We start from the raw sequence: 24,975 nt of genomic DNA, 5'->3' as shown, positions 1-24,975 counted from the left end.
GGTGTTAGTCAATATAACCCATTTTTCTCATCCAGTCATCATTATACATTTTACCAACATATCGGCTTCCGTGGTCATGGAAAAGCACTACCACAACATCATCCTTAGTAAAATGTTCTTTTAATTGTAACAGTCCTTTTACCGCTGCACCTGCACTATTACCTAAGAAAAACCCTTCTTCCTTAGACAATTTCTGCGTATAGACTGCTGCATCTTTATCTGTTACCTTCGTAAAACCGTCGATCACATCAAAGTCAACGTTCTTAGGTAAAATATCCTCTCCAATTCCTTCGGTCACGTAAGGATAGATCTCCTTCTCATCGAATTCACCAGTTTCGTGATATTTTTTGAATACTGAACCGTAAGTATCTATTCCCCAAACCTTAATATCGGGATTTTTTTCTTTCAAATACTTACCAACTCCAGAAATAGTTCCACCAGTTCCTACTCCAACAACAAAATGGGTCACTTTCCCGTCTGTTTGTTTCCAGATCTCAGGTCCTGTAGATTCGTAATGAGCTTCACGGTTAGCAAGGTTATCATATTGATTCACATACCAGCTATTTGGAGTTTCTTCTGCAAGTCTGCGCGAAGTAGAATAATAAGATTGTGGATCATCTGGCTCCACATCTGTAGGACATACAACCACTTCACTTCCAACTGCGCGAAGAATATCCATTTTTTCCTTACTCTGCTTGTCACTCATCACACAGATCATCTTATAACCTTTAACGATCGCTGCAAGTGCCAGTCCCATTCCTGTATTTCCTGAAGTTCCTTCAATGATGGTTCCTCCTGGCTTTAATAAACCTTTGGCTTCGGCATCCTCTACCATTTTCACAGCCATCCTATCCTTTACCGAATTCCCGGGATTAAAAGTTTCATATTTTGCCAGTACAAGCGCATCGATTTCTTCAACGATCTTGTTCATCTTAACCATAGGAGTATTCCCAATGGTTCCTAATATATTCTCAGCGTAATCCATGCTTTCATTTTTCTTTAACGTCTGCAAATGTAAAAAAACCTTTGGCCTTAAACCAAGCTTTACAACGTCAACTATGAGAGCTGCAATTATTAATCGAATTTGATCGCCTTAACCGGAGAGATCTTAGAGATGATCACTGATGGAATTAGCAGCATAAGCATGCAGAGAATCAAAGTTCCGGCATTTACGAGTAGAATATAATCCCAGCTTAGATAAATTGGAACTTCGGTTACATAATAAGTTCGGGGATCCAGCGGAATCAGTTTAAAATACTTCTGAAGCGCCAGCAGACCAATTCCAATTAAATTTCCCCAGAAAAGTCCCAGCACAATCAGATAAGCAGCGTTATATAGAAAGATCTTTCGAATACTCCAGTCCGCTGCTCCAAGTCCTTTCAACATCCCGATCATTTGGGTTCTTTCCAGTATCAAAACTAATAATGCGGTGATCATATTGATTCCTGAAACAAGGATCATAATTCCCAGAATAAGAGCCATATTAAAATCAAACAGGGACAACCACTCAAAAATGGAATAGTATTTCTGACTTATAGTTTGAGTATCCAGGAAAGATCCTGTATTCTCATAAACTTCGTTGCCCTTGGAATCAAGTTCATCAAAATCTTCTACGAAAACTTCAAAAATACCGATCTCATCCTCTTCCCAACGGTTTATTCTCTGGATATGCCTGATATCTGTAAGCATATAAAGCTCATCAAATTCCTGAAAACCGGATTCGTAAACACCTACAATTTCAAAACTACGCTGTAGAGGAAGATCACTATCATCACGCATAAAATACGTAGCTACGCGGTCTCCATTCTTCAGCTTAAGCCTGTTCGCAAGATATTCAGAGATGAGAATTTCGTTATTAAGGTTTTCAGAATAATTGGGTAATCTACCCTGCGTAAGAAATTCCTCGAAATAATCCCATTTGTAATCGGCTCCTACACCTTTGGCTACGATCCCTTCAAAATCTTCTTCTGTTCGTATAACGCCAAAAGTACTTGCAACTGCCTGCACGTGATCGATCCCTTCCACACTGGTGAACTCAGGATAAAAGTCCTGATCTATAGATACGGGTGTTAATGAAACTTTGGAGCTATTGTTATCATAGCTGGAGATGCTAATATGACCGTTAAAAGCAGCGATCTTATCCCTTATTTTTTCCTGCAGTCCAAGACCGGTCGCAAAAGACACGAGCATCATCACAACCCCTATAGCAATTGCGGTAATCGCTATTTTTATTATAGGAGCAGATATGCTACTTTTATATTTTTTCGCGCTAATAAGGCGCTTTACTATAAAGTACTCGAAATTCAAATTGCTATGATTAAGAGGTTGGTCAAAAGTACATTATTATTCTTTGTTTTGGGAATTCTTTCCTGTGGAAACGCTCATAGCGAAAGCTCTTCGGAAAATTCTAAAGTTGTCTCACAAGAAAAACTTTCAGATTCGGTTCCTTCTGAAGTATTACCAGCCGCAAACAGAATGGATCTTATACTTCCGAAGATAGCAAACAGGACTATCGGGATTGTAGGAAATCAAACTTCCGTAGTAAAAACAAAGAACGGAGAATACACTCATCTTGTAGACACTTTATTAAGCAGGCAAGTTCAGATAACAAAGGTTTTCGCTCCCGAACATGGTTTTCGCGGAACTGCAGATGCTGGCGAAACCGTTAAAAGCGGTAAGGACCCAATTAGTGGCCTTCCGGTTATTTCTCTCTACGGAAGCCATAAAAAACCAACTGCTGAAGACCTGAAAGATATAGAATTAATGATCTTCGATATCCAGGATGTTGGAGCCAGATTTTATACGTATATCTCGACCATGCATTATGTCATGGAGGCCTGTGCAGAACAGGGAATTCCGGTTCTAATTCTTGACCGACCAAATCCTAATGGACATTATATCGATGGTCCAATTCTCGAAAAACAACATCAGAGCTTTGTGGGAATGCATCCAGTACCGGTAGTCCATGGAATGACCATTGCTGAGTATGCAAAAATGATCAACGGAGAAAAATGGCTTGAGAACGGAATTCAGTGTGAACTGGAAACAATTGCTATGCAAACCTACCAGCGTAAGATGAGCTACAATCTACCTGTAAAGCCATCTCCAAATCTCCCCAATGCTAAATCGATCAATCTTTACCCAAGTCTTTGCTTTTTTGAAGGAACGAATGTGAATGCCGGTCGCGGTACTAAGCTTCAATTCCAGGTTTTTGGCTCACCTTTTCTGGACCAGGAATATTTTGATTACGCGTATACTCCCAAGTCTATGGAGGGTGCAAAATATCCAAAGCATGACAACAAGGAATGTTACGGGCGCAATTTAAGCACTGCGGAGACATTGAATTCCATCAACCTGGAATGGTTGATAGAAGCGTATAAAAACACTGAAGATCAGGAACAATTTTTTAATGATTTCTTTGTAAAACTTTCAGGAACATCTTTACTGAAAGATCAAATTACAAAAGGTCTCTCTGCTGAAGAAATTCGGTCATTCTGGAAGCCAGGACTGGAAGCATTTCAAAAGACACGCGTAAAATATTTGATATATCCCTAGATGATCAGCTCGTTTCCTGCAGATTTTTAGCCCTGGTTTTATAAATATCTGAATTGTTTAGTTTTTCCAATTCTTCGGTCCACTTACTAATTTGTGCCTCTTCTCCATTTTCTACGGCCATGCAGTAATTTAGAAAAGTATATAACCCCCAGTTATATTTACGCAATTCTTCTTCGTCAATTTTCTTCTTTAAAAACCTTTCAACCTTTCTGTAATTACCCTGATAGAGATCAACATTGGTCACAAGTAAATCCAGTTTCTGACTAATCATCTTATAATTAGACTGTTTTTCGTCCAGCAGATCCTGAGCTTCATTAAGATATTCTTCGGTTATATTTAGAATCGGTCGTCGAAGATCCTTATCCAGATATAAACTATAATCCAGGTATTTCTGTGCTAGTCTAAGAGCCGTAGAATAACTTGGTTTTCTTTTGTAATAAGCCAACTCTACCTGCAAAAACGAAGTATTTAATTTGAACTTTTCCAGAACTCTCATGGTCTCCAGTTTATTGGTATAGCCAAGATTGTTATGGATTACCTTTCCATTGGCATCCATGATCACCACATACGGAATTCCTTTTACCCCATACTCCATGTTCAATTGTCGCTGAGTGTCGAAATCAACTCTTAAAGGGATATAGTTTTGCATCACTTCCTGGATCTCCTGATCACTCCAAACATCACGATCCATAGCTTTACATGGACCGCACCAGGTAGCCCAGAAGTCTACCAATATTAATTTGTTACTGGCGATAGCTGCATTTTGCGCTGCTTCGAGATCTGTATACCAGTTATTTGCAAAGAGATTAGACCCACATAAAAGCAGGAGAAGAATAAGACTTTTCATCCTTAAGGTTTTCCCAAAAATATAATTTTTTTAGACCTAAGTGTTACGATTTTAATCTTTTTTTCATTTCCTCGACTATATTGAAAGCCGCCGGACAAATGCTAGTATTTTTTATAGTGAGAGAGGATATTTTATGAAAATCCTTGCGGTCTGTATGAGGATATTCCCGGCAGGCTTTCGGTCGCTGATCATAAATACCGCAGTAATTATCCTCGCCTAAAAAAGGACATGGCACCTGCTGCAACACATAATCGTTCTCCTCATCCAGCCTTAGGTAAGTATCGATAAAATCTCCGGGCTTCATTCGAAAATGTTTACTGATTCTTCCAATGTCTTTTTGTGTAAATAAAGGTCCCGTAGTCTTACAGCAATTAGCGCATTGCAAACAGTCGGTTCTGGAGAATTCTTCCTCGTGCAATTCTACCATGAGCTTGTCGAGATCCTTAGGAGGACGCTTCTTTAGTCGCGAAAAGAATTTTCTATTTTCCTTCTTCTTATCTTTGGCGCGATTAGGTAAACTTTTAAGCTCTTCATCCATTGGACAAAAATAAGGATATATTCGGCAAAGCCATTGCAGGCTACTACAAAGAAAAAGATGAAACTCCCATCACGGTGCATTCACCAGACTTTGATAATGATGAAATACCCGTCGCTTATCTGTTTCGGAATTTTGAAGAAATGCCAAAGCCAGAACAGGAAGCACTAAAACTTTGTAAAGGCAGTATTCTTGATGTTGGCTGCGGGGCCGGCAGTCATGCCCTTTATCTTCAAAATGAGCTCAAACTGGAGGTTAAGGCTATCGATACTTCTTCCGGAGCTATAGAGATCGCAAAAGAACGCGGACTCAACCACGCGGTTGTTCAGGATTTCTATAATATCTCTTCGGAAAGATTTGATAGCATTCTTATGTTAATGAATGGAACCGGGATCATTGGAAAACTTGATAATATCGATGATTTCCTTCAGCACTGTCATAAGCTGCTGAATGATGACGGGCAGCTGATTCTTGATTCTTCAGATCTTATTTATCTTTTCGATGATGAGTTTATCGATTCAGAAGAATATTACGGAGAACTCACTTATGAATTAAGTTATAAAGGAGAAACTTCAGATCCTTTTGACTGGTTATATGTAGATAAAGAAATTCTTCAGAAGGCAGCACACAACAACAATTTTTCCTGTGAGATCGTTCTTGAAGGAGAGCATTATGATTACCTGGCGATTCTTAAGAAAGTCTAACTCGTTATTTTTCATATTTTTGCGCAAGATCTAATACAGAATGGATAAAATTTACAAAGCTTTTTTGATCCTGTTTTTGAGTAGCCTGGCAGTATCGTGTAGTAAGGATTCTGATAATGATTCCGAAGAAGGAAATAATAGAGCGGCTAACTTAAAGGTTACTGGTTCATCTGCTTCAGATCTATTAAGTGATACTGAATTTACTTCAATGAATATTGAGATCGTCTATGCTGAAGGTTTCAGACCAGAGACTGATGCAATCGATGCCTTTAGAAATTTCCTGGAAAGCAGAGTCTATAAACCCGATGGAATTACCATTAATTTACGCTCTGTTGCAAGTTCCGGACTCACTCCATTCGATGAAGATGATTTAAGAACGGTAGAAACCAATACGCGCACGGTTTATACGGTAGGCGATGAAATTGGTGTCTGGATCTATTTTGCAGCTGGCAAGAAGATCAACGATTCCGAAACTAAGATCACCCTGGGAACAGCATTTAGAAATACTTCGATTATCCTCTACGGGGAAACCATCAAAAACTTTGCAAGCAAGTTCAATGCACCCAGTAAAGCAATTATTGAGGCCGCTACGTTGAATCATGAATTCGGACACTTATTTGGCCTTGTCAACCTGGGCGTCGAGCCAGTTACAGATCACGAGGACCCGAATAACACCGCACACTGTATTACCGATAAATGCCTAATGAAAGCCAGTATCGAATTTGGTAGCGGTGTCATCAATACTATCGATAATAATAATCTTCCTCAGCTTGATGATGCCTGCATTCTGGATCTGCAATCTGCGGGCGGAAAATAAAAAACCCAGCGATCGCCAGGTTTTCCATTTTAATTTGTAATAGCTATTCTACTATTGAAACACGTCTGGATCCAGGTAATCTGGAGTTCCGTCGTTATCTGAGTCGGTTAAGATCAAAGTTCCATCCTCAGTAATTTCGATTTCATCCCTTGTAGGAGTACCATCACCATCATCATCCGGATCTGATAAGTTTGGAAGTCCGTCCTCATCTGTATCATCTGAAGTCACATCATTATCTCCATCCAGGTCTTCCATAAATGAAGGAATACCATCATTATCATGATCTGCCTGGTTCACCACATAACTACTAATTTGAAAAACTAGCGGTGAGTATACTGGTATGGTTTCCGGTGAATTAAAGTAATAAGCCAGCCCGGAAGGCATAAAAATGGCACCAATCCCGTAGTCATTATTCCATTCTACAGTATTATCTGCATTGACTGTAAAGCCAGTAGCTGCACCAAACTCAGTTAATCCAGCCTGAAATCCTTTAATAACTCCGCCAAGAGGTGTTACACGGTTATCAACGATCCCAAAATATGGTGAAAGATTAAACCAAACAGGGTTTCTTAAGTTAGAGTCAAAAACAGTTCCTGTAAGAAGTTCTCCTTCATAGGTAACAAAGGTAGAATCTGCAAAGGTAGGTTTCGCTCCAGCGCCTTCACGTACTTTTAGTACATATAGATTCTGGTCTACACCTTCATGATTTACAGTTTTTGTTATTAATTTATCTGAATTGATAATCGGCTGCTTGTCTGCATTTTCCCCAGCGATCGTATCGAATACGATCTGATAGTTGAAATCTTCGGAAGGATTTTCGAAATCTTCGTAGTTATAGAAGTGCGTCGAAAGGTAGTCTAAAAGTGCCTGGTCATCCTCGACCGCAACCTCTGTACGGTCACGAACTTCCACCTGGGCGAGACCACCATCATCATCATTATTACATGCAAATGCAAGAAAAGCCGTAAGACCAATCAGCATCAATTTGTTTATTCTCATCAGAATTTTATTTTGGAGCCGCAAGATACAATAATCTTGTATTTTTGTTCAATATTGAACGGCGATTTGAAGGTATAAGTATGAGAGTTGATAAGTTTTTATGGTGCGTACGCTATTTTAAAACCCGAAGTCTGGCAACAACTGCCTGCAAGCAAGGAAAGGTAAGATTGAACGATGAGATCCTGAAACCTAGCAAAGACGTATTTCCTGGTGATAAACTAAGAGTTCGTAAAAATCAGATCAATTATGAGCTGGAGATCCTCGATCTTCCCAAAAGTCGTGTTGGTGCGAAACTTGTGAATATTTATGTTCATGATATTACCCCGAAAGAAGCCTTTGAGAAACTGGATCTTTTAAAATACTCCAAAGACTATTACCGAAAAAAAGGTACTGGCCGACCTACTAAGAAAGACCGTCGTGATATTGATGACTGGTTTGAAAATACAAATGACGGCTTGGGCGAAAAAAAGGATGATGGTATAGAGAAGAAAACAGATGACTAAAGATTATTGGAACGATAGATATATAAATAATCAAACCGGATGGGACCTTGGAGCTGTTTCTCCGCCGATTATGGAATTTACAGACGGTATTGAAGACAGGGATCTAAAAATCCTGATTCCCGGCGCAGGCAATGCATATGAAGCTGAATATCTTTTCAAAAGTGGTTTCAAAAATGTGTTTCTCTGTGATATTGCTGAAATTCCTTTAAACTCATTTTCACGTCGTAATCCTGAATTTCCTGGACAACAAATGCTGCACCAGGATTTTTTTGAAATTGAAAATTCCTTCGATCTAATTCTGGAACAAACCTTTTTCTGCGCCTTACCAGTTTCAAAACGAAATGCGTATGCACATAAAACCAGTGAGCTTCTAAGTCCTGGAGGTATATTGGCAGGTTTACTATTCGATTTTGAATTAAAGGAAGACGGTCCACCTTATGGCGGCAGTCGTGAAGAATATTTAACTTATTTTCGTCCGTATTATCATATTGAAATTCTGGAAAAAGCATACAATTCCATAAAACCACGTTTAGGGAATGAACTATTCTTTAAATTCCGAAAAAAGTAATCTATGAAAGCCAAGCATTCAATTCTCAACCAGGAAGAGATCAAGCATAAAATCAGGAGAATAGCCTACCAGATCTATGAAAGCAATGTAGATGAGAAGGAGATCATTATCGCAGGAATCGCCAATAATGGATATATTCTAGCCCAGAAACTTGAAAAGGAACTTCATGAAATTTCACCTTTAAAAACTACTTTGGGTAAGGTAGTGATCAACAAAAAAGCACCGCTCGATCCTATAAGTGTTTCCTTAAGGCCTGAAGAATATCAAAATAAATCTTTGATCCTGGTGGACGATGTATTGAATTCTGGCTCCACCCTAATTTATGGAGTACGATACTTTCTCGATGTTCCAATTAAAAATTTCAAGACTGCCGTGCTTGTGGACCGGAATCACAAACGATACCCGGTGAAAGCTGATTTTAAAGGCCTCTCTCTTTCGACCTCTCTAAGCGAAACGGTAAAAGTTATATTTGAAAAAGATCATGAACGTGTAGAGTTATCTTAAAGTCTCCATTAACTCTTGTGTGATTTCAGAAAGATCTTTACCATTACAATCTAAAATTAGTTCACTTTGATTGTAATAAAAGCCTCTTTCGAACAAATGCTTTCTAATAAACTCTTCCAGTAGCTCCTCGGTTTCCAAATGACTTATCATTGGCCTGTCTTCTTTCCCTTGTTTCAATCTCTGCAATAAAGTTTGAATGTTCAGCTTAAGATAAATAGATCGTACCGAATCTGCATTTTTTATAAGCTCCATATTGTCACCATAACACGGCGTTCCACCACCAAGTGAAACTATAGCGTCTTCATCAAGGGCAATTAATTTCTGCAGCATTTTTCTTTCAGCTTTTCTGAAGAAGATTTCTCCTCTTCTAGCGAAGATTTCTGAGATCGCCAAGCCGTATTCTTTTTCGATCTCCTGATCAAGATCATAAAATTTATGGTTTAACTCTTCAGAAAGCAGTTTTCCAACGGTGGATTTACCACTTCCCATGTATCCAATCAAAAAAAATTTCATCTGTAAATCACTTAAAATGAGCAAAAGGCAAAACTATGGTAAAATTATAGCAATTATGTCTTGAAAAATAAATTAATGCATGTATATTTGCACCCGCATTCGCAAAAAGACGGATGCTTTTTAATGATCTGGTAGCTCAGTTGGTAGAGCATCTCCCTTTTAAGGAGAGGGTCCTGGGTTCGAGCCCCAGCCAGATCACAAATAAGTTCTTATTTTATTGTTCAAGATCTGGTAGCTCAGTTGGTAGAGCATCTCCCTTTTAAGGAGAGGGTCCTGGGTTCGAGCCCCAGCCAGATCACTATTTTACTCGATTCGATTTTTAATCGAAACTTGGTGACCAGCCCTATGGAGACATTCCATAAACTCATACCCGAGTGCTGGAATTGGTAGACAGGCATGGTTGAGGGCCATGTGTCCATTAGGGCGTGCGGGTTCAAGTCCCGCCTCGGGTACTACTTTAAAGACAATATACAATTAGCCGCTGAGGCTTTTTTTTATACCCTATCTCAATTTTGTTTAATGTAACTTATGTTTTATTAAACATTTTAACTTTTCTCTATCACTTTCACTCTAAATTTTGTTTAGATTTGTTTAATAGCTTATAAGAAGTATGGAACATATCAAACAAAATTTTAGCATCAAGGACCTGGAGCACTTAAGTGGAATTAAAGCTCACACCATTAGAATCTGGGAGAAGAGATATAAAATTCTCGATCCTGAGCGAACAGATACCAATATTCGTACTTATGATGGTGAAGACTTACAGAAGCTCCTTAATATTTCCTTTTTGAATATTCATGGGTATAAGATATCACGTATCTCCAAAATGAAAGAAGATGAAGTTCATGCGCTTGTAAGAAGAATTTCAGCTTCTTCAAGTGTAGAGAACAGAGCTAAAAATGCTTTCAAGCTGGCCATGATGAATTTTGATGACAGGCTGTTTCAAAAGACTTATAATGATCTGGTCTCTAAATTATCCTTTAGAGATGTTTTCTACGATGTTTTTATTCCGCTGCTTGAAGAAATTGGTTTGCTATGGCAGACTGATACCATCAAACCAATTCATGAGCATTATATCATAGAACTTATTAAACAAAAGATCTACATTAATATTGCCGAATTAAAATCCAATGGCGAGGAAGAGAATAATGACAAATTATACGTCCTTTTTCTCCCTTACAATGAAATCCATGACATTGGGATTTTGTATCTAAATTATGAGCTTTTAAACGCAGGTAAAAATGTTATTTACGTTGGTCCAAGTTTACCATTAGACAACATGGACTACCTCATGAAAATCCATAATGATCCGGTATTCGTAAGTTATCTTACCATCTCTCCCGTGAATACAGATGTTTCAGAATTTGTAAATGATTTTCAGGAGAAGTTATGCCAGGATAAGCCAAGAGAATTCTTGCTATTTGGACAAAGAACGAAAGAAATTGATCAGGCTGCTCTTCCTGAAAATATTAAAGTACAGACATCAATTAAAGATTTTATAAATAGTCTCTAAAATTCCCCAATGCCAAAAAAGATAAATATCATAGGATCTGGTTTTTCATCTCTCGCAGCTTCCTGTTATCTGGCTCAGGCCGGTTATGATGTAGAAGTATTCGAGAAAAATGATACTGTAGGTGGTAGAGCCCGTCAATTAAAACGTGACGGATTTACTTTCGATATTGGTCCTACCTGGTACTGGATGCCAGATGTTTTTGAACGTTTCTTTTCTGACTTCGGAAAATCAGCTTCAGATTATTTCCAATTGAACAAATTAGATCCAGCTTATGAAGTTTACTTCGGTAAAGATGATTCTGTTATAATTCCTGGTAGCCTGCAAGAAATCTATGAAACCTTTGAAGAGGTTGAAAAAGGAAGCTCAGAAAAACTAAAAAAGTTCATTGCGAAAGCACGCGACAATTATGATATAGCCATTAAAGACCTGGTTTATCGTCCTGGCGTTTCCCCTATGGAACTCGTTACAACTGCGACCGCAACAAGATTAGGCCGCTTTTTTACAAATATTAGTGGAGATGTTCGAAAAGAGTTTTCTAATGAGAAATTAAGACAGATCCTCGAGTTCCCGGTGTTGTTCCTGGGAGCAAAGCCTAGTGATACTCCGGCTTTCTATAGTTTTATGAATTATGCCGACTTTGGATTGGGCACCTGGCATCCTCACGGAGGCATGTACAAGGTTATTGAAGGAATTACAGAGCTTGCAGAGTCCTTAGCCGTTAAGTTTCACCTGAATGCTAATGTCGAGGCTATTACTACTGAAGATCGTGCAGCAAAAGCGCTAAAAATAGATGGGAAACTTTATCCCGCTGATATTATACTTTCTGGAGCAGATTATCACCATACAGAAACTTTGCTTCCGGAATTCGATAGACAATATTCTGAAAAGTACTGGAAGAAGAAAACCTTTGCACCTTCATCCCTACTCTTTTATGTAGGCTTTGACAAAAAACTGAAGAATGTATCTCACCACACCTTATTCTTTGACAGTAGTTTTAAGGATCATGCTAAAGCCATCTATGATGAAGCTGCCTGGCCAGAAGATCCACTATTCTATGCCAGTTTCCCTTCAAAAACTGATATTACAGTTGCTCCGGAAGGCATGGAAGCAGGAATTTTCTTAATTCCGCTTGCCCCAGACCTTGAAGATACCGATGAAATTAGGGAGCGCTACTTTAATATGATAATTGAACGTTTTCAGGCTCTTACAGGGCAGGAAATTAAAGGAAATATTATATTTAAAGAATCCTTCTGCGTAAAGGACTTTAAGGAAGCCTATAATTCCTATAAAGGGAATGCCTATGGAATGGCAAATACACTTTTCCAGACAGCATTTTTAAGACCTAAAATTAGAAGTAAAAAGGTGGAAAAATTATATTTTACCGGGCAGTTAACCGTTCCCGGACCAGGTGTGCCACCATCCCTTATATCTGGGAAACTTGCAGCTGGACTGATACAACAAAATGAACAAAACTAATTTATGAAAGCGATTTTTGATACGGTATCCCGGTCCTGTAGCAAAACTGTTACCAATAGCTACAGTACTTCTTTTAGTCTGGCCACTAAGATGCTGGCCCCCTCTATCAGGCAGGATATTTATAATATTTACGGATTTGTAAGATTTGCAGATGAGATCGTGGATAGCTTTCATGATTATGACAAGGAACTATTGTTTAAAGATTTTGAAGCCGATCTATATAAAGCGCTGGATCAAAGGATATCTCTTAATCCTATTCTGAATGCTTTTCAGGAAACGGTACACCGTTACGAAATAGAACCTCAACTTTACAAGGCATTTATGGATAGCATGCGACTGGATCTTCATAAATCTGAATATCTGAGCATGGAAGAGTACCGCCAATATATCTATGGTAGCGCAGATGTTGTTGGTCTTATGTGTTTAAAAGTTTTTGTAAAAGGTGATCAGGCGAAGTACGAGGAATTAAAATCTTCCGCCATGAGTCTCGGTTCGGCTTTCCAAAAAGTGAATTTCTTACGGGATCTAAAAGCAGATTATGAAGATCTTAGTAGATCCTACTTCCCAAATGTGGACCTTTCAAAATTAGACGAAGTAAATAAACAACAGATCGTTGCTGAAATTGAAGAAGACTTCAGTAAAGGCTTAAGCGGGATCGCTCATCTTCCGGTTGAAGCTAAGTTTGGTGTGTATACTGCTTATATATATTACAGAAAATTACTTCAGAAACTTAAAAACGTCCCATCTTTGGAGATTAAAAATTGCCGGGTTCGGGTTCCGAATTATCAAAAAGCAGGACTACTGGCAAAATCTTATATTTCTTATAGATTGAATTTAATATAATTGATGATGATGCAAGTGATATTATGGCTTTTAGTATTTTTTGGAACCTTTATGATAATGGAGGGAATGGCGTGGTTCACGCACAAATATGTGATGCACGGTTTCTTGTGGAAATTACATAAGGATCACCACCACAAAGACCATAGTAGTTGGTGGGAACGAAACGATCTTTTTTTCGTTTTTTACGCTCTTGTAAGTATTGGATGTTTCCTGCTCTGGAGGTATGAAGATGTATGGTTTGGCCTTCCTATTGGACTTGGGATTCTCGCTTACGGGATCACATATTTTACAGTCCACGATATTTTTATACATCAAAGGTTTAAGATCTTTAGAAATGCGAATAATAAATACGCAAAGGGTATAAGACGAGCGCATAAAATGCACCATAAACATCTTGGAAAAGATGACGGCGAATGCTTCGGAATGTTATTCGTACCTTTTAAATATTTCAGAAAATAAAATCTACCCCTAAATGATCACGCCAGACTATTACTACATCATCGTTGGTGGTGGACTGGCTGGGCTACAGCTTGCTCTAGAAATCAGGAAGGACATTTTTTTTAAAGGAAAAAAGATTGCAATTATTGACCCTTCACTTAAAAATGATAACGACAAAACCTGGTGCTTCTGGGAAGAAGGTTCAGGTAAATGGGACGAGCTTATTCAGAAGGAATGGCAGCAAGGATCATTTATAGCAGATTCCGTAGAGAAAGAACTGGATTTTGCACCTTATTCCTATAAGATGCTAAGGTCCATCGACTTTTATGAATATGCGAAAAGCGAATTAACAAAGGATCCTGACACGTACTTCATCCAGGATAAGATTAGCAGGATCGATGAAGTTACACGAACAGCTTTAGGTATAAAGGACTCTTACACTGCCACGCATTTTTTTGATAGCAGACCACCAGATTCATACAGAGATGATTCTGGATGTGCTAAAATATACCAGCATTTTAAAGGTATTAGTATTGAAACGCAGGAAGCTCGATTTGACCCTGAACGCTTTACTATGATGGATTATCGGGTCAAGTACAGGAACAGTACTTGTTTCACTTATGTTCTGCCCGTATCTACTAAATCCGCTCTTATAGAGTTCACCTTTTTTACTCCCTTCCTAACTGAAGGAAAAGTATATGATGAGCAACTGGAAAAATATATTCGAGAAGTTTTAAAAATCGATAATTATAAAATTGCTGAAAGTGAAACTGGCATTATCCCAATGACCGACTACCCTTTCCATAAGCACAATTCTAAACATATTACGAAGATAGGAACGGCCGGCGGTTGGGTAAAGGCATCTTCAGGGTATTCATTTAAGAGTACTGAACGAAAAGTAAGCAAACTGCTGGCAAATATCAAAAGTGGTAAGAGGCCGTCGCAAGGTTTGTTCAGCAAGAGATTTCAGCGGTATGATGCTATATTTCTGGATGTTCTGGAAAAACGGAATGATCTTGGTGAATCATTGTTCACTAAGTTCTATACTAAAAACAGTATTCAGAATATATTCAAATTTCTGGATGAAGAAACCACATTTTCCGAAGAGATCAAGATCATGCAAAGTATGTTTCACCCGCAGTTCCTGCAATCTTTCTTCAATAAATTATAATTACTCTTGCAGCAATTTATCAAGAGTGCTTCGGAAGCTGTCCGAGTTCCAGTCGGCAGAACCAACCTTGTCTATAACGATGTTTCCAGATTTTGAGATCACATAAGTAGTTGGCAATGTTTTACCCAGCATTGGCTCCGGTGCTTTTGTGCGCATCTTATAGGAAGGTAAGGTAAAGCGTTTACGCTTTATATAATTATCAGTGGTTTGATGTTGTTCTCCGGAAACAAATACAAAACGCACCTTTTCACCATAATCCTCATAGACTTCCTGGAAGCTTGGCATTTCGGCAATACATGGCGGACACCAGGTTGCCCAAAAATTGACTACGATAACTTCATTTTGAAATTCAGAAAATTCTATTCTCTTACCTCTCTTATCTTCCAGTATCCAATCATAACTGGCTAGTTTTTCCTGGTTCTCTTCATCATTTACAGAGGGCGCGAAGGAAATAAGTTTGTTCACAAAGATCTGAACCGGCTTCCTGGTTTGAGGAATCACCATCACCAGAATTATCACGATGATGATAATATTTGACCACTGATTTTTGAATAATTTCATAGCATTGCTTAAGTCCTGCAAAGAACGGAAAAATTACAATTTTGGACAGTGATCATTTTAAATCAATTTGAATAGAAGCTGAAAATTCTAACCTAAAAATCATTTGATTATTGATTTAATCCCAATACAAATATTCTAAAATTAAAAAAACCTCAGGATCACTCCTGAGGTTTTTTAGAACTATATAATTAATCACTTAAGCTGCGTTTTCCTTTTTAATAAGGTTTAATGCAGATCCATGCTTATACCACTCTATCTGTGGCTGATTATAAGTATGATTAGCTTTAATGGTATCCTTACTTCCATCTGCATGAACGATCTCTATAGTAAGAGGCGTATCTGGTGCAAAGTTTTCAAGATCTATAAAGTTAAAAGTATCATCTTCCTGAATTAGATCGTAATCACTTTCATTGGCGAAAGTAAGACCTAACATTCCCTGTTTCTTAAGGTTTGTCTCATGGATACGAGCAAAAGACTTCACAAGTACCACCTTAACACCTAAATGTCTTGGCTCCATAGCTGCATGCTCTCTTGAAGAACCTTCACCGTAGTTATGATCTCCTACTACAACTGTTGGAATTCCTGCTTTTTTGTATTCTCTCTGTACTGCCGGTACACCATCGTATTCACCAGTAAGCTGATTCTTTACAAAATTAGTCTTCTCGTTGTAAGCATTAATAGCTCCAATAAGACAGTTATTAGAAATATTATCTAAATGTCCTCTATATCTCAACCATGGTCCTGCCATAGAAATATGGTCGGTAGTACATTTACCCCATGCTTTGATCAATAATTTAGCGCCAGTAAGATTTTTACCATCCCAAGGCTCGAAAGGTGTAAGCAATTGAAGTCTTTCACTATCTTCTGCTACTTTAACTTCTACACTGCTTCCATCTTCATTTGGAGCAACATATCCAGCATCCTCAACAGCAAATCCTTTAGTAGGAAGTTCAATTCCCTGAGGTTCGTCCAGCATTACTTCCTCACCTTCCTCATTTATCAACTTATCACGGGTTGGATCGAAATCCAGTCTACCAGAAATTGCAATTGCTGCAACCATTTCGGGAGAACCTACAAAAGCGTGTGTATTTGGGTTTCCATCTGCACGTTTAGAGAAGTTACGGTTGAAAGAATGAACAATCGTGTTCTTCTCTTCACCTTTTCTATCTGAACGATCCCACTGACCAATACATGGTCCACAGGCATTGGTAAATATCGTTGCGTCAAGATCTTCAAAGATCTGAAGTAATCCATCTCTTTCAGCAGTAAATCTAATTTGTTCAGATCCCGGGTTGATTCCGAAGTCGGACTTAGCTTTTACTTTTTTATCCACCGCCTGTTTTGCGATAGAAGCCGCTCTGGTCAAATCTTCATAAGAAGAGTTCGTACAGGAACCAATTAGTCCCCAATCAACATTGATTGGCCAGTCATGCTCCTTAGCCTTCGCTCCCATTTCAGAAATAGGAGTTGCAAGGTCTGGAGTAAACGGTCCGTTTAAGTGAGGCTTCAATTCATCTAAATTGATCTCGATCAATTCATCAAAATACTGCTCTGGATTTGCGTATACTTCATCATCACCAGTTAAGTGCTCGCGTACTTCATTAGCTGCATCTGCAACATCTGCACGGTTCGTAGCTCTCAGGTAACGCTCCATTGAGTCATCATAACCAAATGTAGAAGTAGTTGCTCCTACTTCAGCACCCATATTACAAATAGTACCTTTACCTGTACAGGACAGGTTACGCGCACCTTCACCAAAATATTCTATGATTGCTCCGGTCCCACCTTTTACAGTAAGAATACCTGCAACTTTTAAGATCACATCTTTAGAAGAAGTCCATCCAGAAAGTTTTCCGGTTAACTTCACTCCAATAAGTTTTGGAAATTTAAGTTCCCACGGCATTCCCGCCATAACATCTACAGCATCTGCTCCACCTACTCCAATAGCAACCATTCCTAATCCACCGGCGTTCACCGTGTGAGAATCGGTTCCAATCATCATTCCACCTGGAAAAGCGTAGTTTTCAAGAACAACCTGGTGAATAATACCTGCACCTGGTTTCCAGAATCCAATTCCGTATTTATTTGATACTGATTCCAGAAAATCAAAGACCTCACTACTACTTTTGTTTGCAGATTGCAAATCTATCGCAGCTCCCATTTTCGCCTGAATAAGGTGATCACAATGTACAGTTGTAGGAACAGCTACCTGCTTCTTACCTGCCTGCATAAATTGCAATAATGCCATTTGCGCGGTCGCATCCTGACAAGCAATTCTATCCGGTGAAAATTCTACATAATCCTTACCTCTTTGGAATGCTTCTTTAGCACTCCCATCCCATAAGTGAGAATAAAGGATCTTTTCTGAAAGCGTCAAAGGTTTACCAACAACTTCACGTGCTGTATTCACACGTTCCGCCATGTGGCTATACACCTTCTTAATCATATCAATATCGTATGCCATATTCTGTTTTGTTTTTATTCTAAAAAAGTCTTGCAAAAATAGGAAATTTAGACCGATTTTAAAAATAAGGAGCAATAGTCAGAAATCACTGTAAATTATTTCTGAAATTGTAATTTTTACGATAGAAAATTCAATAAAAATGAATTTTAGGTTCGATTTCTAAGAATTCGATAATCTTTGAAGTCTATATCGAATATCTGGCAGGTTCACGGAGTGTCTTTTGTCTTCGGAATAAATAAACTACAGGAGCCATAAAAGCAATAAAAAACATGGATAGGATCCAGAATGTTTTGTCGCGAAGTTTATTCAGTATCATATCCAGCAGAACGATAACCCAAAATCCAAATAAAAATACAGAGGATATAAATTTTAATATAAAAGCTGAAGATTCATCCAGTCCTGCCATGTTCGCAAGAAACTTATTACCAAAAGCGAGATAGAAAAGTATGGAAAAGAGAATTTTATAACGCTCTAGAAAATTGATCACTAGAATAAATTTTTGATGATTTGTTCAGCAGAAATACCTTCAGCTTCTGCCTTGTAATTCCTGATGATTCGATGTCTTAAAATTCCAATGGCAACCGCCTGAACATTTTCAATATCTGGTGAGAATTTACCATGAACTGCGGCATGAGTTTTTGCAGCCAGAATTAAATTCTGAGAAGCTCTAGGTCCAGCACCCCAATCAATATAATTCTGAACAAAATCTGAAGCTTCTTTCTCAGGTCTAGTTTTCCCTACCAGTCTCACAGCGTATTCAATAACATTATCTGGCACAGGGATACGCCGAATCACTTGTTGAATTTCTGATATTTCTGCAGCATTAAATAATGGATTCACTGTTTTCTGAACATCTGTGGTCGTAGATTTCACAACATCCACTTCTTCCTGAAAACTTGGATATTCAAGATTTATTGCAAACATAAACCTGTCAAGCTGAGCTTCAGGCAATGGATAGGTTCCCTCCTGCTCAATCGGGTTTTGCGTAGCCAGAACAAAATAGGGTTTATCTAGCTTGTAATGATGACCGGCTACCGTTACAGCTCGTTCCTGCATGGCTTCAAGTAATGCTGCCTGTGTTTTTGGAGGAGTACGGTTGATCTCATCTGCGAGTAGTATATTGGTGAAAACCGGACCCTTTATGAACTTGAATTTGCGATTTTCATCTAGGATCTCAGATCCCAGAATATCGCTGGGCATAAGATCTGGGGTGAATTGTATTCTTTTGAAATCCAGACCAAGCGCTTTTGCGATGGTATTGACCATCAATGTTTTAGCAAGGCCTGGAACTCCGATTAATAACGAGTGTCCCCCCGAAAATATAGAAAGTAGAACCTGTTGCACAACCTCATCCTGACCAACGATCACTTTCGCGATCTCTGTTCTTAGTTCGGCGTGTTTCTTTACCAGGTTTGCTATCAGGGCAACGTCAGACATTCATTATTGTTTTAACCAGTCGTTAGCATAATCACAATCACGGTATTTTCCGTTCACTTTAATGTAAGTATCTGCGATCTTCTCTTTTTGCCACTTTTCGATAACGTCGAGTTGTTTATCTCTTAATGCAAGTTCCTTGATCTTAAGGTAATCTGTTGCATAATCTGCTTCATGCTCCTCAATTTTCTTAGTAACCTTGATAATCTTGAATTGCGGTCTTCCTGTTCTGTCCTGTTGTGTAAGAACAAGGGAAACTTCACCTTCATCTAAAGATTCCACCTGCTCAAATAATTTAGGATCGATCTTGGTCAGTTCAAATCTGGTGTCACCGGTTCTTGGATTGATCAATTTCCCACCTTCAGTTTTAGTTTCTTCTTCATCTGAAGCTTCTCGAGCAGCCGCCGCAAACTCTAAGTCTCCTTTTACGATCTTACTTCTTAAAGTATCGATTTCGGCTTTCGCTGCCTGCACAGATGCATTTGTTACATCTGGGATCAACAATATATGTCTAAGTTCTACGGTTTGCCCACGAATTTTGTCGATCTGGATAATATGGTAACCAAATTCAGTTTCAAAAGGTTCACTAACCTCACCTTCCTGGAGACTAAAGGCTACATCCTTAAATTCTTTTACAAAGGCATCTTTTCTGGTAAGTGTAATTCTACCACCATCTGGAGCAGTCCCAGGATCCTGTGAATATAAAACTGCTTTGGTAGAAAAACTTGAACCATTCTCTTCAATATCAGCTTTAAAACCTTTCAGTCTATCTATAACTTTCTGACTTTCTTCCTGAGGAATTTCAGGTTCGATCACGATTTGAGAAAGTTCAATTTCAGTACCAAACATTGGTTTTTCCTCCATTTGCACGTAATACTGTCTTACTTCTTCCGGAGTAACTTCCAGATCCTCGATGATCTTTTCCTGCATTTGCTGCGCAAGCTGTCTTTGCTTGGTAAGAGTAAAGATCTCATCTCTTAACTCAGCTTCGCTATCTTTTTTGTAGAATTCAAGCACTTTCTCCATAGAACCAGCCTGTTGCTGCAATCCCTGTATCTGTTGATCAACAATTCCATTAATCTGGTTGTCGTTAATAATGATACTATCCTGTATCGCATGATGGGCGTACAATTTGTTCTCCATTAGAGAACCTGCCAGTTTACAATCATTCACCTCTGCCGTAGTCATCCCCTGTGACTGCATATCTTTATACATCAAGTCGATATCACTTTCAAGAATGATATATTCTCCAACTACTGCAGCGATACCATCAACCTTCATACGCTGTTTCCCCTGCATTTCGTTTTCCACTTGCTTCACCTCAGCATCTGGCTGGATCGACGTACTATCTGTTACGATCACTTCCTGTGAAAAACCAAGAGCCGTGAACATCATGCACACTCCTGAAAATAGCGGTTTAATTGTAGATTTCAAATTCATTATTTTTAATTGCATCTTTAGTAATATCCTTTTCTAATTCTTTAATAAGCGATTGCTTTCTCTTATTCAGCAAAATCTCGCGAATGGTTGCTGAAGCATAATCTAAAGGAGCCTGTTCATTTCTTGCCAGTACATCATTCACATATACAAGGTACACATTTAATGAATCCTTTAACTCCAGGAAATTTGATTTTCGCAATAGCTTGGACCGATCCTCAACAGAAAGCGGACCAATTTTATCATAAACAGATTTTGTTTTAACCCAAACAGAATCGTTCATGCTATAATTTTTAAACTGAATCGCCATATTGCTTAATGCTTCCTGATCTTCAGCATCAAAGCGGCGAAATTTAGTTCTTATTTCATCAAGGTTGTTCGTATTCTTCGGAAGATTAATATACCTGAGCTTTACAAGGTCCTCATTCAGAATAAAATTTTCCCCATTCTTCTCATAATAAGCCTCGATCTCGTTCTTGTTGAGGGAGGTATCAAGATCCCGGGTGACAATGGCATCTGTATAAGCATTGGTATACAACTCATTCTTATAGTTCTCCACCAGGGCATTGAATTCTGCCTGTTGTTCTCCGGGTAAATTAAGCTTAGCCCGGTCGATCAATAATTGCTGAGTAGCCCAACGAGTCACATAATTACCAACAATAATCGCACTGTCTTCTGGAGAGGTATCTTCATCAATAAGAGACTGTATATCCTCCTCGTACAAATAAGAATCATTGACTCTTACTACCTGTACCCTGTTATCGGTTTGCTGAAAATACTCACAACTGCCAAAAAGCAAGGAGCACAATCCAAGGTAAAACCAATAAAAACGTCTATTCAAAATCAATCGTTTAAGCACCTCTTTTATTAAGCTGAAAACACCTTCAGCTCTTACTAAACTTACTATCCGCGCAAAAATAACAATTACTTGAGGTTCTGCAAGCTAAAGGCATAACGAATAAGCAACCTACGAAATTATAAATTCTGAAAGATTTTTATTTCCGTAGTATCTTTAGACTGAAGCTAAAGCAACATCATATGAAATACGAACAGAAAATTGTGATAAACAAACCTCTTAATGAGGTCATAGAAAAATTTTCAGATCCGGAAAGTCTTAAACACTGGCAGGAAGGTTTTATTTTCATGAAACCCATAAACGGAGTACTTGGAGAAAAAGGCTCTCAAAATCTTCTGAAGTTCAAGATGAATGGTCGTGAGATCGAAATGACCGAGACCATACTTGCCAACGAACTTCCTCTAAAATATGAAGCTACTTATATTGCTAAAGGAGTATTTAACCAACAGGCTAATTATTTCGAGGAGATCGAACCTGGGAAAACGCTGTGGCGTGCGCATAATGAGTTCAGATTCTCAGGGTTTATGAAAGCTATTGGAATGTTGATGCCCGGAGCGTTCAAGAAACAATCAAAACAATTCATGACAGATTTCAAAGCTTTTGCTGAAGAAGGTAAAAGTGTGCTCGATAAATAATTAATTTTCTGTAGAATAGCTGATATTTTCCTCAGCCTGTTATATTTGCGAAAAAATATTTAGAATGAAACGATTAAGTATTGCCATTTTAATGCTATTTGTAGTAATTTCTGCAAACGCACAATCAAAAATTGGAACTATTGATGCAGAATATATTCTGGCTCAAATGCCAGAAAATGCTGAAGTAAATAAATCTCTGGAAGTTTACAACGAAGAGCTTCAGGGCGACCTTAAGAACACTATTGGAAAATACGAAACAGCGGTAAAGGAATACCAGGAAACCAATGTAGGTCTTACCGATGATGTTAAAAAAGAAAAGGAAAACGAGATCATTGGAATGGAGAATGAGATCAAAGGCTTCAGACAGAAAGCATCTGTAATGCTTCAAATGAAAAGAAGTGAACTAACCGGCCCGCTTTATGCAAAGATCGATACAGCAATGAAAGAAGTGATCCAGGAAGAAGGTTACACTCAGATTTTTCATTCTGGTTCTGGCGGACTTGCATTCTCAAGAGAACAGGATGATATCACGCTTAAAGTGATGGAAAAAATGGGTATAGAAGTAAAACCTAAAACTACTCAACAGGCTGCTGGATCTACTACCACAGAAAACTAGAAACTCCAGTTATTTCAAACAAAAAAGCCCTACAAATTGCAGGGCTTTTTTTTATTTCAATTTCTTAGATTATCTACTGTAATTAGGAGATTCTTTTGTGATCGTCACATCATGGGGATGACTTTCGTGGACTCCAGCAGCTGTAATTCTAACAAACTTCCCAGTTTCCTTCAAGGTTTCTACATCACCTGCACCGCAATAACCCATTCCGGCTTTGAGCCCACCAATGAACTGGTGAATACTTTCTTCCAGGTCTCCTTTGTAAGGAACTCTTCCTACAATTCCTTCTGGAACAAGTTTCTTAATATCATCTTCTACATCCTGGAAGTATCGATCTTTCGAACCTTTTTCCATAGCTTCAACAGATCCCATTCCACGGTAAGACTTGAATTTACGACCTTCATATATGATCGTTTCACCCGGTGATTCCTTAGTTCCTGCCAGCAGCGAACCAAGCATCACACAATCTGCACCTGCTGCTATCGCTTTCGGAATATCTCCGGTATAACGAATTCCTCCATCGGCGATTACCGGCACGCCAGAACCTTTAATTGCTGCTGCAACCTCAAGCACTGCTGAAAATTGTGGAAAACCGACTCCAGCCACAACTCGCGTTGTACAAATAGAACCTGGTCCAATCCCTACTTTAACAGCATCTGCACCTGCATCAACCAGGTATTTAGCAGCTTCTCCGGTAGCGATATTTCCAACAACTACGTCAAGATCTGGGAATTTCTTCTTTACTTCTTTAAGCACCTGCACCACACCTTTAGTGTGACCATGGGCGGTATCAATAATGATTGCGTCCACACCTGCATTTACTAAAGCTTCAGCGCGGTCCACTGCATCTCCGGTGACACCCACTGCTGCGGCTACGCGAAGTCTTCCGTAGGTATCCTTATTAGCCATGGGCTTTTGGGTAAGTTTAGTGATATCACGAAAAGTGATCAAACCAACCAGTTTATCCTCAGCGTTTACAACTGGAAGTTTTTCAATCTTGTTTTCCTGTAGAATAACTTCTGCATCCTCCAATGAAGTTCCTTCAGAAACGGTTACCAGGTTTTCTGAGGTCATTACCTCTTGTATAGGTCTTCCTGTATTCTTTTCGAATCTTAGGTCACGATTGGTTACAATTCCAATAAGTTTCCCGGCATCATCTACAATTGGAATTCCTCCAATGCTATGTTCTTTCATGGAATCTTTAGCATCTCCAACCTTGGCTGTAATTGGCAAGGTAACCGGATCAATGATCATCCCGCTTTCTGCACGCTTTACCTTTCTAACTTTCAAAGCCTGCTGCTCGATCGTCATGTTCTTGTGAAGTACGCCAATCCCTCCTTCTCTAGCCATGGCAATTGCCATTCTGGATTCGGTCACGGTATCCATCGCTGCGGAAACGATAGGAACGTTAATTGGAATATTGCGTGTAAATTTTGACTGAATGCTTACTTCTCTTGGGAGAACTTCAGAGTATGCCGGTACTAAAAGTACATCGTCATAAGTGAGTCCGTCACCTAGAATTTTGGAATCGTGTGCGATCATTGCAATTAGAGATTTAATTGCATGCAAAGATATGGTTTATAAGTGACAATCAATGAAGTATTCCACTTAACAAAACATAAATATCCTTTTTGAAATAGGAAACCGCAAAAGTTTAAACCTTCATCTAATCACATGGTCTGCAGGTATTTAAATTCATTCTTAATGAATAGCGTATTATCTTTAGTTTAAAATGAATCGATTATGAGTATTAGACTAGGAAACAGCTGCACTAATTGCGACAATTTTCAGAATAACTTTTGCACTAAACATGAAACCGCGGTAAACGTTCAGCATACATGCGACAGTTTTGAAATGAAAGCGGCTATCAAAAATGAGAAGAACTGCCTTAATTGTGCCAGATATGAAAGTCCAACCTGTGCGAATCCCCAAAAAGCAGCACCAGGAATGTTATGCAGTCACTGGGCACCGCAAGCTACTGCGTGA

27 protein-coding genes and 3 tRNA genes are annotated in these 24,975 nt (G+C 38.7%); 17 read left to right on the top strand and 13 right to left on the bottom strand.

What is annotated here, in order from left to right:
- Nucleotides 1-4: 4 nt before the first annotated feature.
- On the bottom strand, nt 5-985 hold the full coding sequence (locus T8I65_RS04050) for a PLP-dependent cysteine synthase family protein (protein ID WP_026915396.1): 981 nt from the start codon (nt 983-985) through the stop codon (nt 5-7).
- Between the two features lie 89 nt (nt 986-1,074).
- Entirely contained in the window at nt 1,075-2,307 is a 1,233-nt protein-coding gene (locus T8I65_RS04045; RefSeq protein WP_322302149.1) for an ABC transporter permease, read from the bottom strand.
- A 6-nt stretch (nt 2,308-2,313) separates the two neighbouring features.
- Here T8I65_RS04045 and T8I65_RS04040 point away from each other — a divergent pair, with 6 nt between their 5' ends.
- On the top strand, nt 2,314-3,555 hold the full coding sequence (locus tag T8I65_RS04040) for a DUF1343 domain-containing protein (protein ID WP_322302148.1): 1,242 nt from the start codon (nt 2,314-2,316) through the stop codon (nt 3,553-3,555).
- Nucleotides 3,556-3,559: 4 nt separating this feature from the next.
- On the opposite strand, the gene T8I65_RS04035 is transcribed toward T8I65_RS04040, so the two are convergent.
- Together T8I65_RS04035 and T8I65_RS04030 are read right to left on the bottom strand one after the other, a co-directional pair.
- Nucleotides 3,560-4,402 (bottom strand): thioredoxin family protein, encoded by an 843-nt coding sequence (locus tag T8I65_RS04035; RefSeq protein ID WP_322302147.1) that lies wholly within the window; start codon nt 4,400-4,402, stop codon nt 3,560-3,562.
- 43 nt (nt 4,403-4,445) lie between these two features.
- Nucleotides 4,446-4,940 carry a YkgJ family cysteine cluster protein gene (locus tag T8I65_RS04030; RefSeq protein WP_322302146.1) on the bottom strand — a complete coding sequence of 165 codons (495 nt, stop codon included), beginning with the start codon at nt 4,938-4,940 and terminating at the stop codon, nt 4,446-4,448.
- On the opposite strand from T8I65_RS04030, the gene T8I65_RS04025 reads away from it, so the two are divergent.
- Together T8I65_RS04025 and T8I65_RS04020 are read left to right on the top strand one after the other, a co-directional pair.
- A complete protein-coding gene (locus T8I65_RS04025) occupies nt 4,940-5,641 on the top strand; it encodes a class I SAM-dependent methyltransferase (protein WP_322302145.1) in 702 nt (233 codons plus the stop codon). The genes T8I65_RS04030 and T8I65_RS04025 overlap by 1 nt on opposite strands.
- Before the next feature lie 40 nt (nt 5,642-5,681).
- Nucleotides 5,682-6,458: a hypothetical protein gene (locus tag T8I65_RS04020; protein WP_322302144.1), complete on the top strand. Its 777-nt coding sequence runs from the start codon at nt 5,682-5,684 to the stop codon at nt 6,456-6,458.
- Between the two features lie 51 nt (nt 6,459-6,509).
- On the opposite strand, the gene T8I65_RS04015 is transcribed toward T8I65_RS04020, so the two are convergent.
- The gene (locus T8I65_RS04015) at nt 6,510-7,457 is read right to left on the bottom strand and encodes a hypothetical protein (RefSeq protein WP_322302143.1); all 948 of its coding nucleotides are present in this window, start codon (nt 7,455-7,457) and stop codon (nt 6,510-6,512) included.
- A gap of 80 nt (nt 7,458-7,537) precedes the next feature.
- Between T8I65_RS04015 and T8I65_RS04010 the strand changes: the two genes are divergently transcribed.
- The 3 genes from T8I65_RS04010 to T8I65_RS04000 are packed head-to-tail and all read left to right on the top strand — an operon-like array spanning nt 7,538 to nt 9,032.
- Nucleotides 7,538-7,960 (top strand): RNA-binding S4 domain-containing protein, encoded by a 423-nt coding sequence (locus T8I65_RS04010; protein WP_322302142.1) that lies wholly within the window; start codon nt 7,538-7,540, stop codon nt 7,958-7,960.
- A complete protein-coding gene (locus tag T8I65_RS04005; RefSeq protein WP_322302141.1) occupies nt 7,953-8,528 on the top strand; it encodes a methyltransferase domain-containing protein in 576 nt (191 codons plus the stop codon). Before T8I65_RS04010 ends, T8I65_RS04005 begins: the two co-directional genes overlap by 8 nt.
- 3 nt (nt 8,529-8,531) lie before the next feature.
- Entirely contained in the window at nt 8,532-9,032 is a 501-nt protein-coding gene (locus T8I65_RS04000) for a phosphoribosyltransferase family protein (RefSeq protein WP_322302140.1), read from the top strand.
- Here T8I65_RS04000 and T8I65_RS03995 read toward each other — a convergent pair.
- Nucleotides 9,024-9,545 (bottom strand): shikimate kinase, encoded by a 522-nt coding sequence (locus T8I65_RS03995; protein ID WP_322302139.1) that lies wholly within the window; start codon nt 9,543-9,545, stop codon nt 9,024-9,026. The genes T8I65_RS04000 and T8I65_RS03995 overlap by 9 nt on opposite strands.
- 125 nt (nt 9,546-9,670) lie before the next feature.
- Here T8I65_RS03995 and T8I65_RS03990 point away from each other — a divergent pair.
- The 8 genes from T8I65_RS03990 (at nt 9,671) to T8I65_RS03955 (ending at nt 14,986) form a co-directional block, all read left to right on the top strand.
- Nucleotides 9,671-9,743 (top strand) — tRNA-Lys (locus T8I65_RS03990).
- Between the two features lie 27 nt (nt 9,744-9,770).
- A tRNA-Lys gene (locus tag T8I65_RS03985) sits at nt 9,771-9,843 on the top strand.
- 70 nt (nt 9,844-9,913) lie between these two features.
- Nucleotides 9,914-9,997, top strand: a tRNA-Leu gene (locus tag T8I65_RS03980).
- A 158-nt stretch (nt 9,998-10,155) separates the two neighbouring features.
- Nucleotides 10,156-11,058: a MerR family transcriptional regulator gene (locus T8I65_RS03975; protein ID WP_322302138.1), complete on the top strand. Its 903-nt coding sequence runs from the start codon at nt 10,156-10,158 to the stop codon at nt 11,056-11,058.
- A gap of 9 nt (nt 11,059-11,067) precedes the next feature.
- Nucleotides 11,068-12,534 (top strand): phytoene desaturase family protein, encoded by a 1,467-nt coding sequence (locus T8I65_RS03970; protein ID WP_322302137.1) that lies wholly within the window; start codon nt 11,068-11,070, stop codon nt 12,532-12,534.
- Nucleotides 12,535-12,537: 3 nt separating this feature from the next.
- Nucleotides 12,538-13,377 (top strand): phytoene/squalene synthase family protein, encoded by an 840-nt coding sequence (locus T8I65_RS03965; protein WP_322302136.1) that lies wholly within the window; start codon nt 12,538-12,540, stop codon nt 13,375-13,377.
- Nucleotides 13,378-13,386: 9 nt separating this feature from the next.
- Complete coding sequence (locus T8I65_RS03960; RefSeq protein ID WP_322302778.1) at nt 13,387-13,836, top strand: sterol desaturase family protein; 450 nt, start codon at nt 13,387-13,389, stop codon at nt 13,834-13,836.
- Between the two features lie 13 nt (nt 13,837-13,849).
- Nucleotides 13,850-14,986 carry a lycopene cyclase family protein gene (locus T8I65_RS03955; RefSeq protein WP_322302135.1) on the top strand — a complete coding sequence of 379 codons (1,137 nt, stop codon included), beginning with the start codon at nt 13,850-13,852 and terminating at the stop codon, nt 14,984-14,986.
- Here the strand turns inward: T8I65_RS03955 and T8I65_RS03950 are convergent, their stop codons facing one another.
- From T8I65_RS03950 to T8I65_RS03925, 6 genes are all read right to left on the bottom strand, one after another.
- Complete coding sequence (locus T8I65_RS03950; protein ID WP_322302134.1) at nt 14,987-15,547, bottom strand: TlpA disulfide reductase family protein; 561 nt, start codon at nt 15,545-15,547, stop codon at nt 14,987-14,989.
- A gap of 196 nt (nt 15,548-15,743) precedes the next feature.
- Nucleotides 15,744-18,011, bottom strand: coding sequence for an aconitate hydratase (locus T8I65_RS03945; protein ID WP_322302133.1), 2,268 nt, complete (start codon nt 18,009-18,011; stop codon nt 15,744-15,746).
- 184 nt (nt 18,012-18,195) lie between these two features.
- Complete coding sequence (locus T8I65_RS03940; RefSeq protein WP_322302132.1) at nt 18,196-18,498, bottom strand: hypothetical protein; 303 nt, start codon at nt 18,496-18,498, stop codon at nt 18,196-18,198.
- A complete protein-coding gene (locus tag T8I65_RS03935; RefSeq protein ID WP_322302131.1) occupies nt 18,498-19,448 on the bottom strand; it encodes a MoxR family ATPase in 951 nt (316 codons plus the stop codon). Before T8I65_RS03935 ends, T8I65_RS03940 begins: the two co-directional genes overlap by 1 nt.
- A gap of 3 nt (nt 19,449-19,451) precedes the next feature.
- Nucleotides 19,452-20,900 (bottom strand): peptidylprolyl isomerase, encoded by a 1,449-nt coding sequence (locus T8I65_RS03930; RefSeq protein ID WP_416173205.1) that lies wholly within the window; start codon nt 20,898-20,900, stop codon nt 19,452-19,454.
- Nucleotides 20,863-21,723, bottom strand: a complete 861-nt coding sequence (locus T8I65_RS03925) for a peptidyl-prolyl cis-trans isomerase (RefSeq protein WP_322302129.1) — start codon at nt 21,721-21,723, stop codon at nt 20,863-20,865. The genes T8I65_RS03930 and T8I65_RS03925 overlap by 38 nt, the downstream gene beginning before the upstream one ends.
- A gap of 197 nt (nt 21,724-21,920) precedes the next feature.
- Here T8I65_RS03925 and T8I65_RS03920 point away from each other — a divergent pair, with 197 nt between their 5' ends.
- Entirely contained in the window at nt 21,921-22,373 is a 453-nt protein-coding gene (locus tag T8I65_RS03920; RefSeq protein ID WP_322302128.1) for an SRPBCC family protein, read from the top strand.
- A gap of 64 nt (nt 22,374-22,437) precedes the next feature.
- The gene (locus tag T8I65_RS03915; RefSeq protein WP_322302127.1) at nt 22,438-22,989 is read left to right on the top strand and encodes an OmpH family outer membrane protein; all 552 of its coding nucleotides are present in this window, start codon (nt 22,438-22,440) and stop codon (nt 22,987-22,989) included.
- Nucleotides 22,990-23,058: 69 nt separating this feature from the next.
- Here the strand turns inward: T8I65_RS03915 and guaB are convergent, their stop codons facing one another.
- A complete protein-coding gene (gene guaB, locus T8I65_RS03910) occupies nt 23,059-24,531 on the bottom strand; it encodes an IMP dehydrogenase (protein ID WP_298246353.1) in 1,473 nt (490 codons plus the stop codon).
- A 201-nt stretch (nt 24,532-24,732) separates the two neighbouring features.
- Here guaB and T8I65_RS03905 point away from each other — a divergent pair, with 201 nt between their 5' ends.
- Nucleotides 24,733-24,975: a hypothetical protein gene (locus tag T8I65_RS03905; protein ID WP_035695904.1), complete on the top strand. Its 243-nt coding sequence runs from the start codon at nt 24,733-24,735 to the stop codon at nt 24,973-24,975.

It is taken from the genome of Christiangramia sp. OXR-203 (assembly GCF_034372165.1).
Lineage (GTDB): Bacteria > Bacteroidota > Bacteroidia > Flavobacteriales > Flavobacteriaceae > Christiangramia.
Note: the sequence above shows the minus strand (reverse complement) of the source record. Positions and strands in the feature narration are given on the sequence as shown.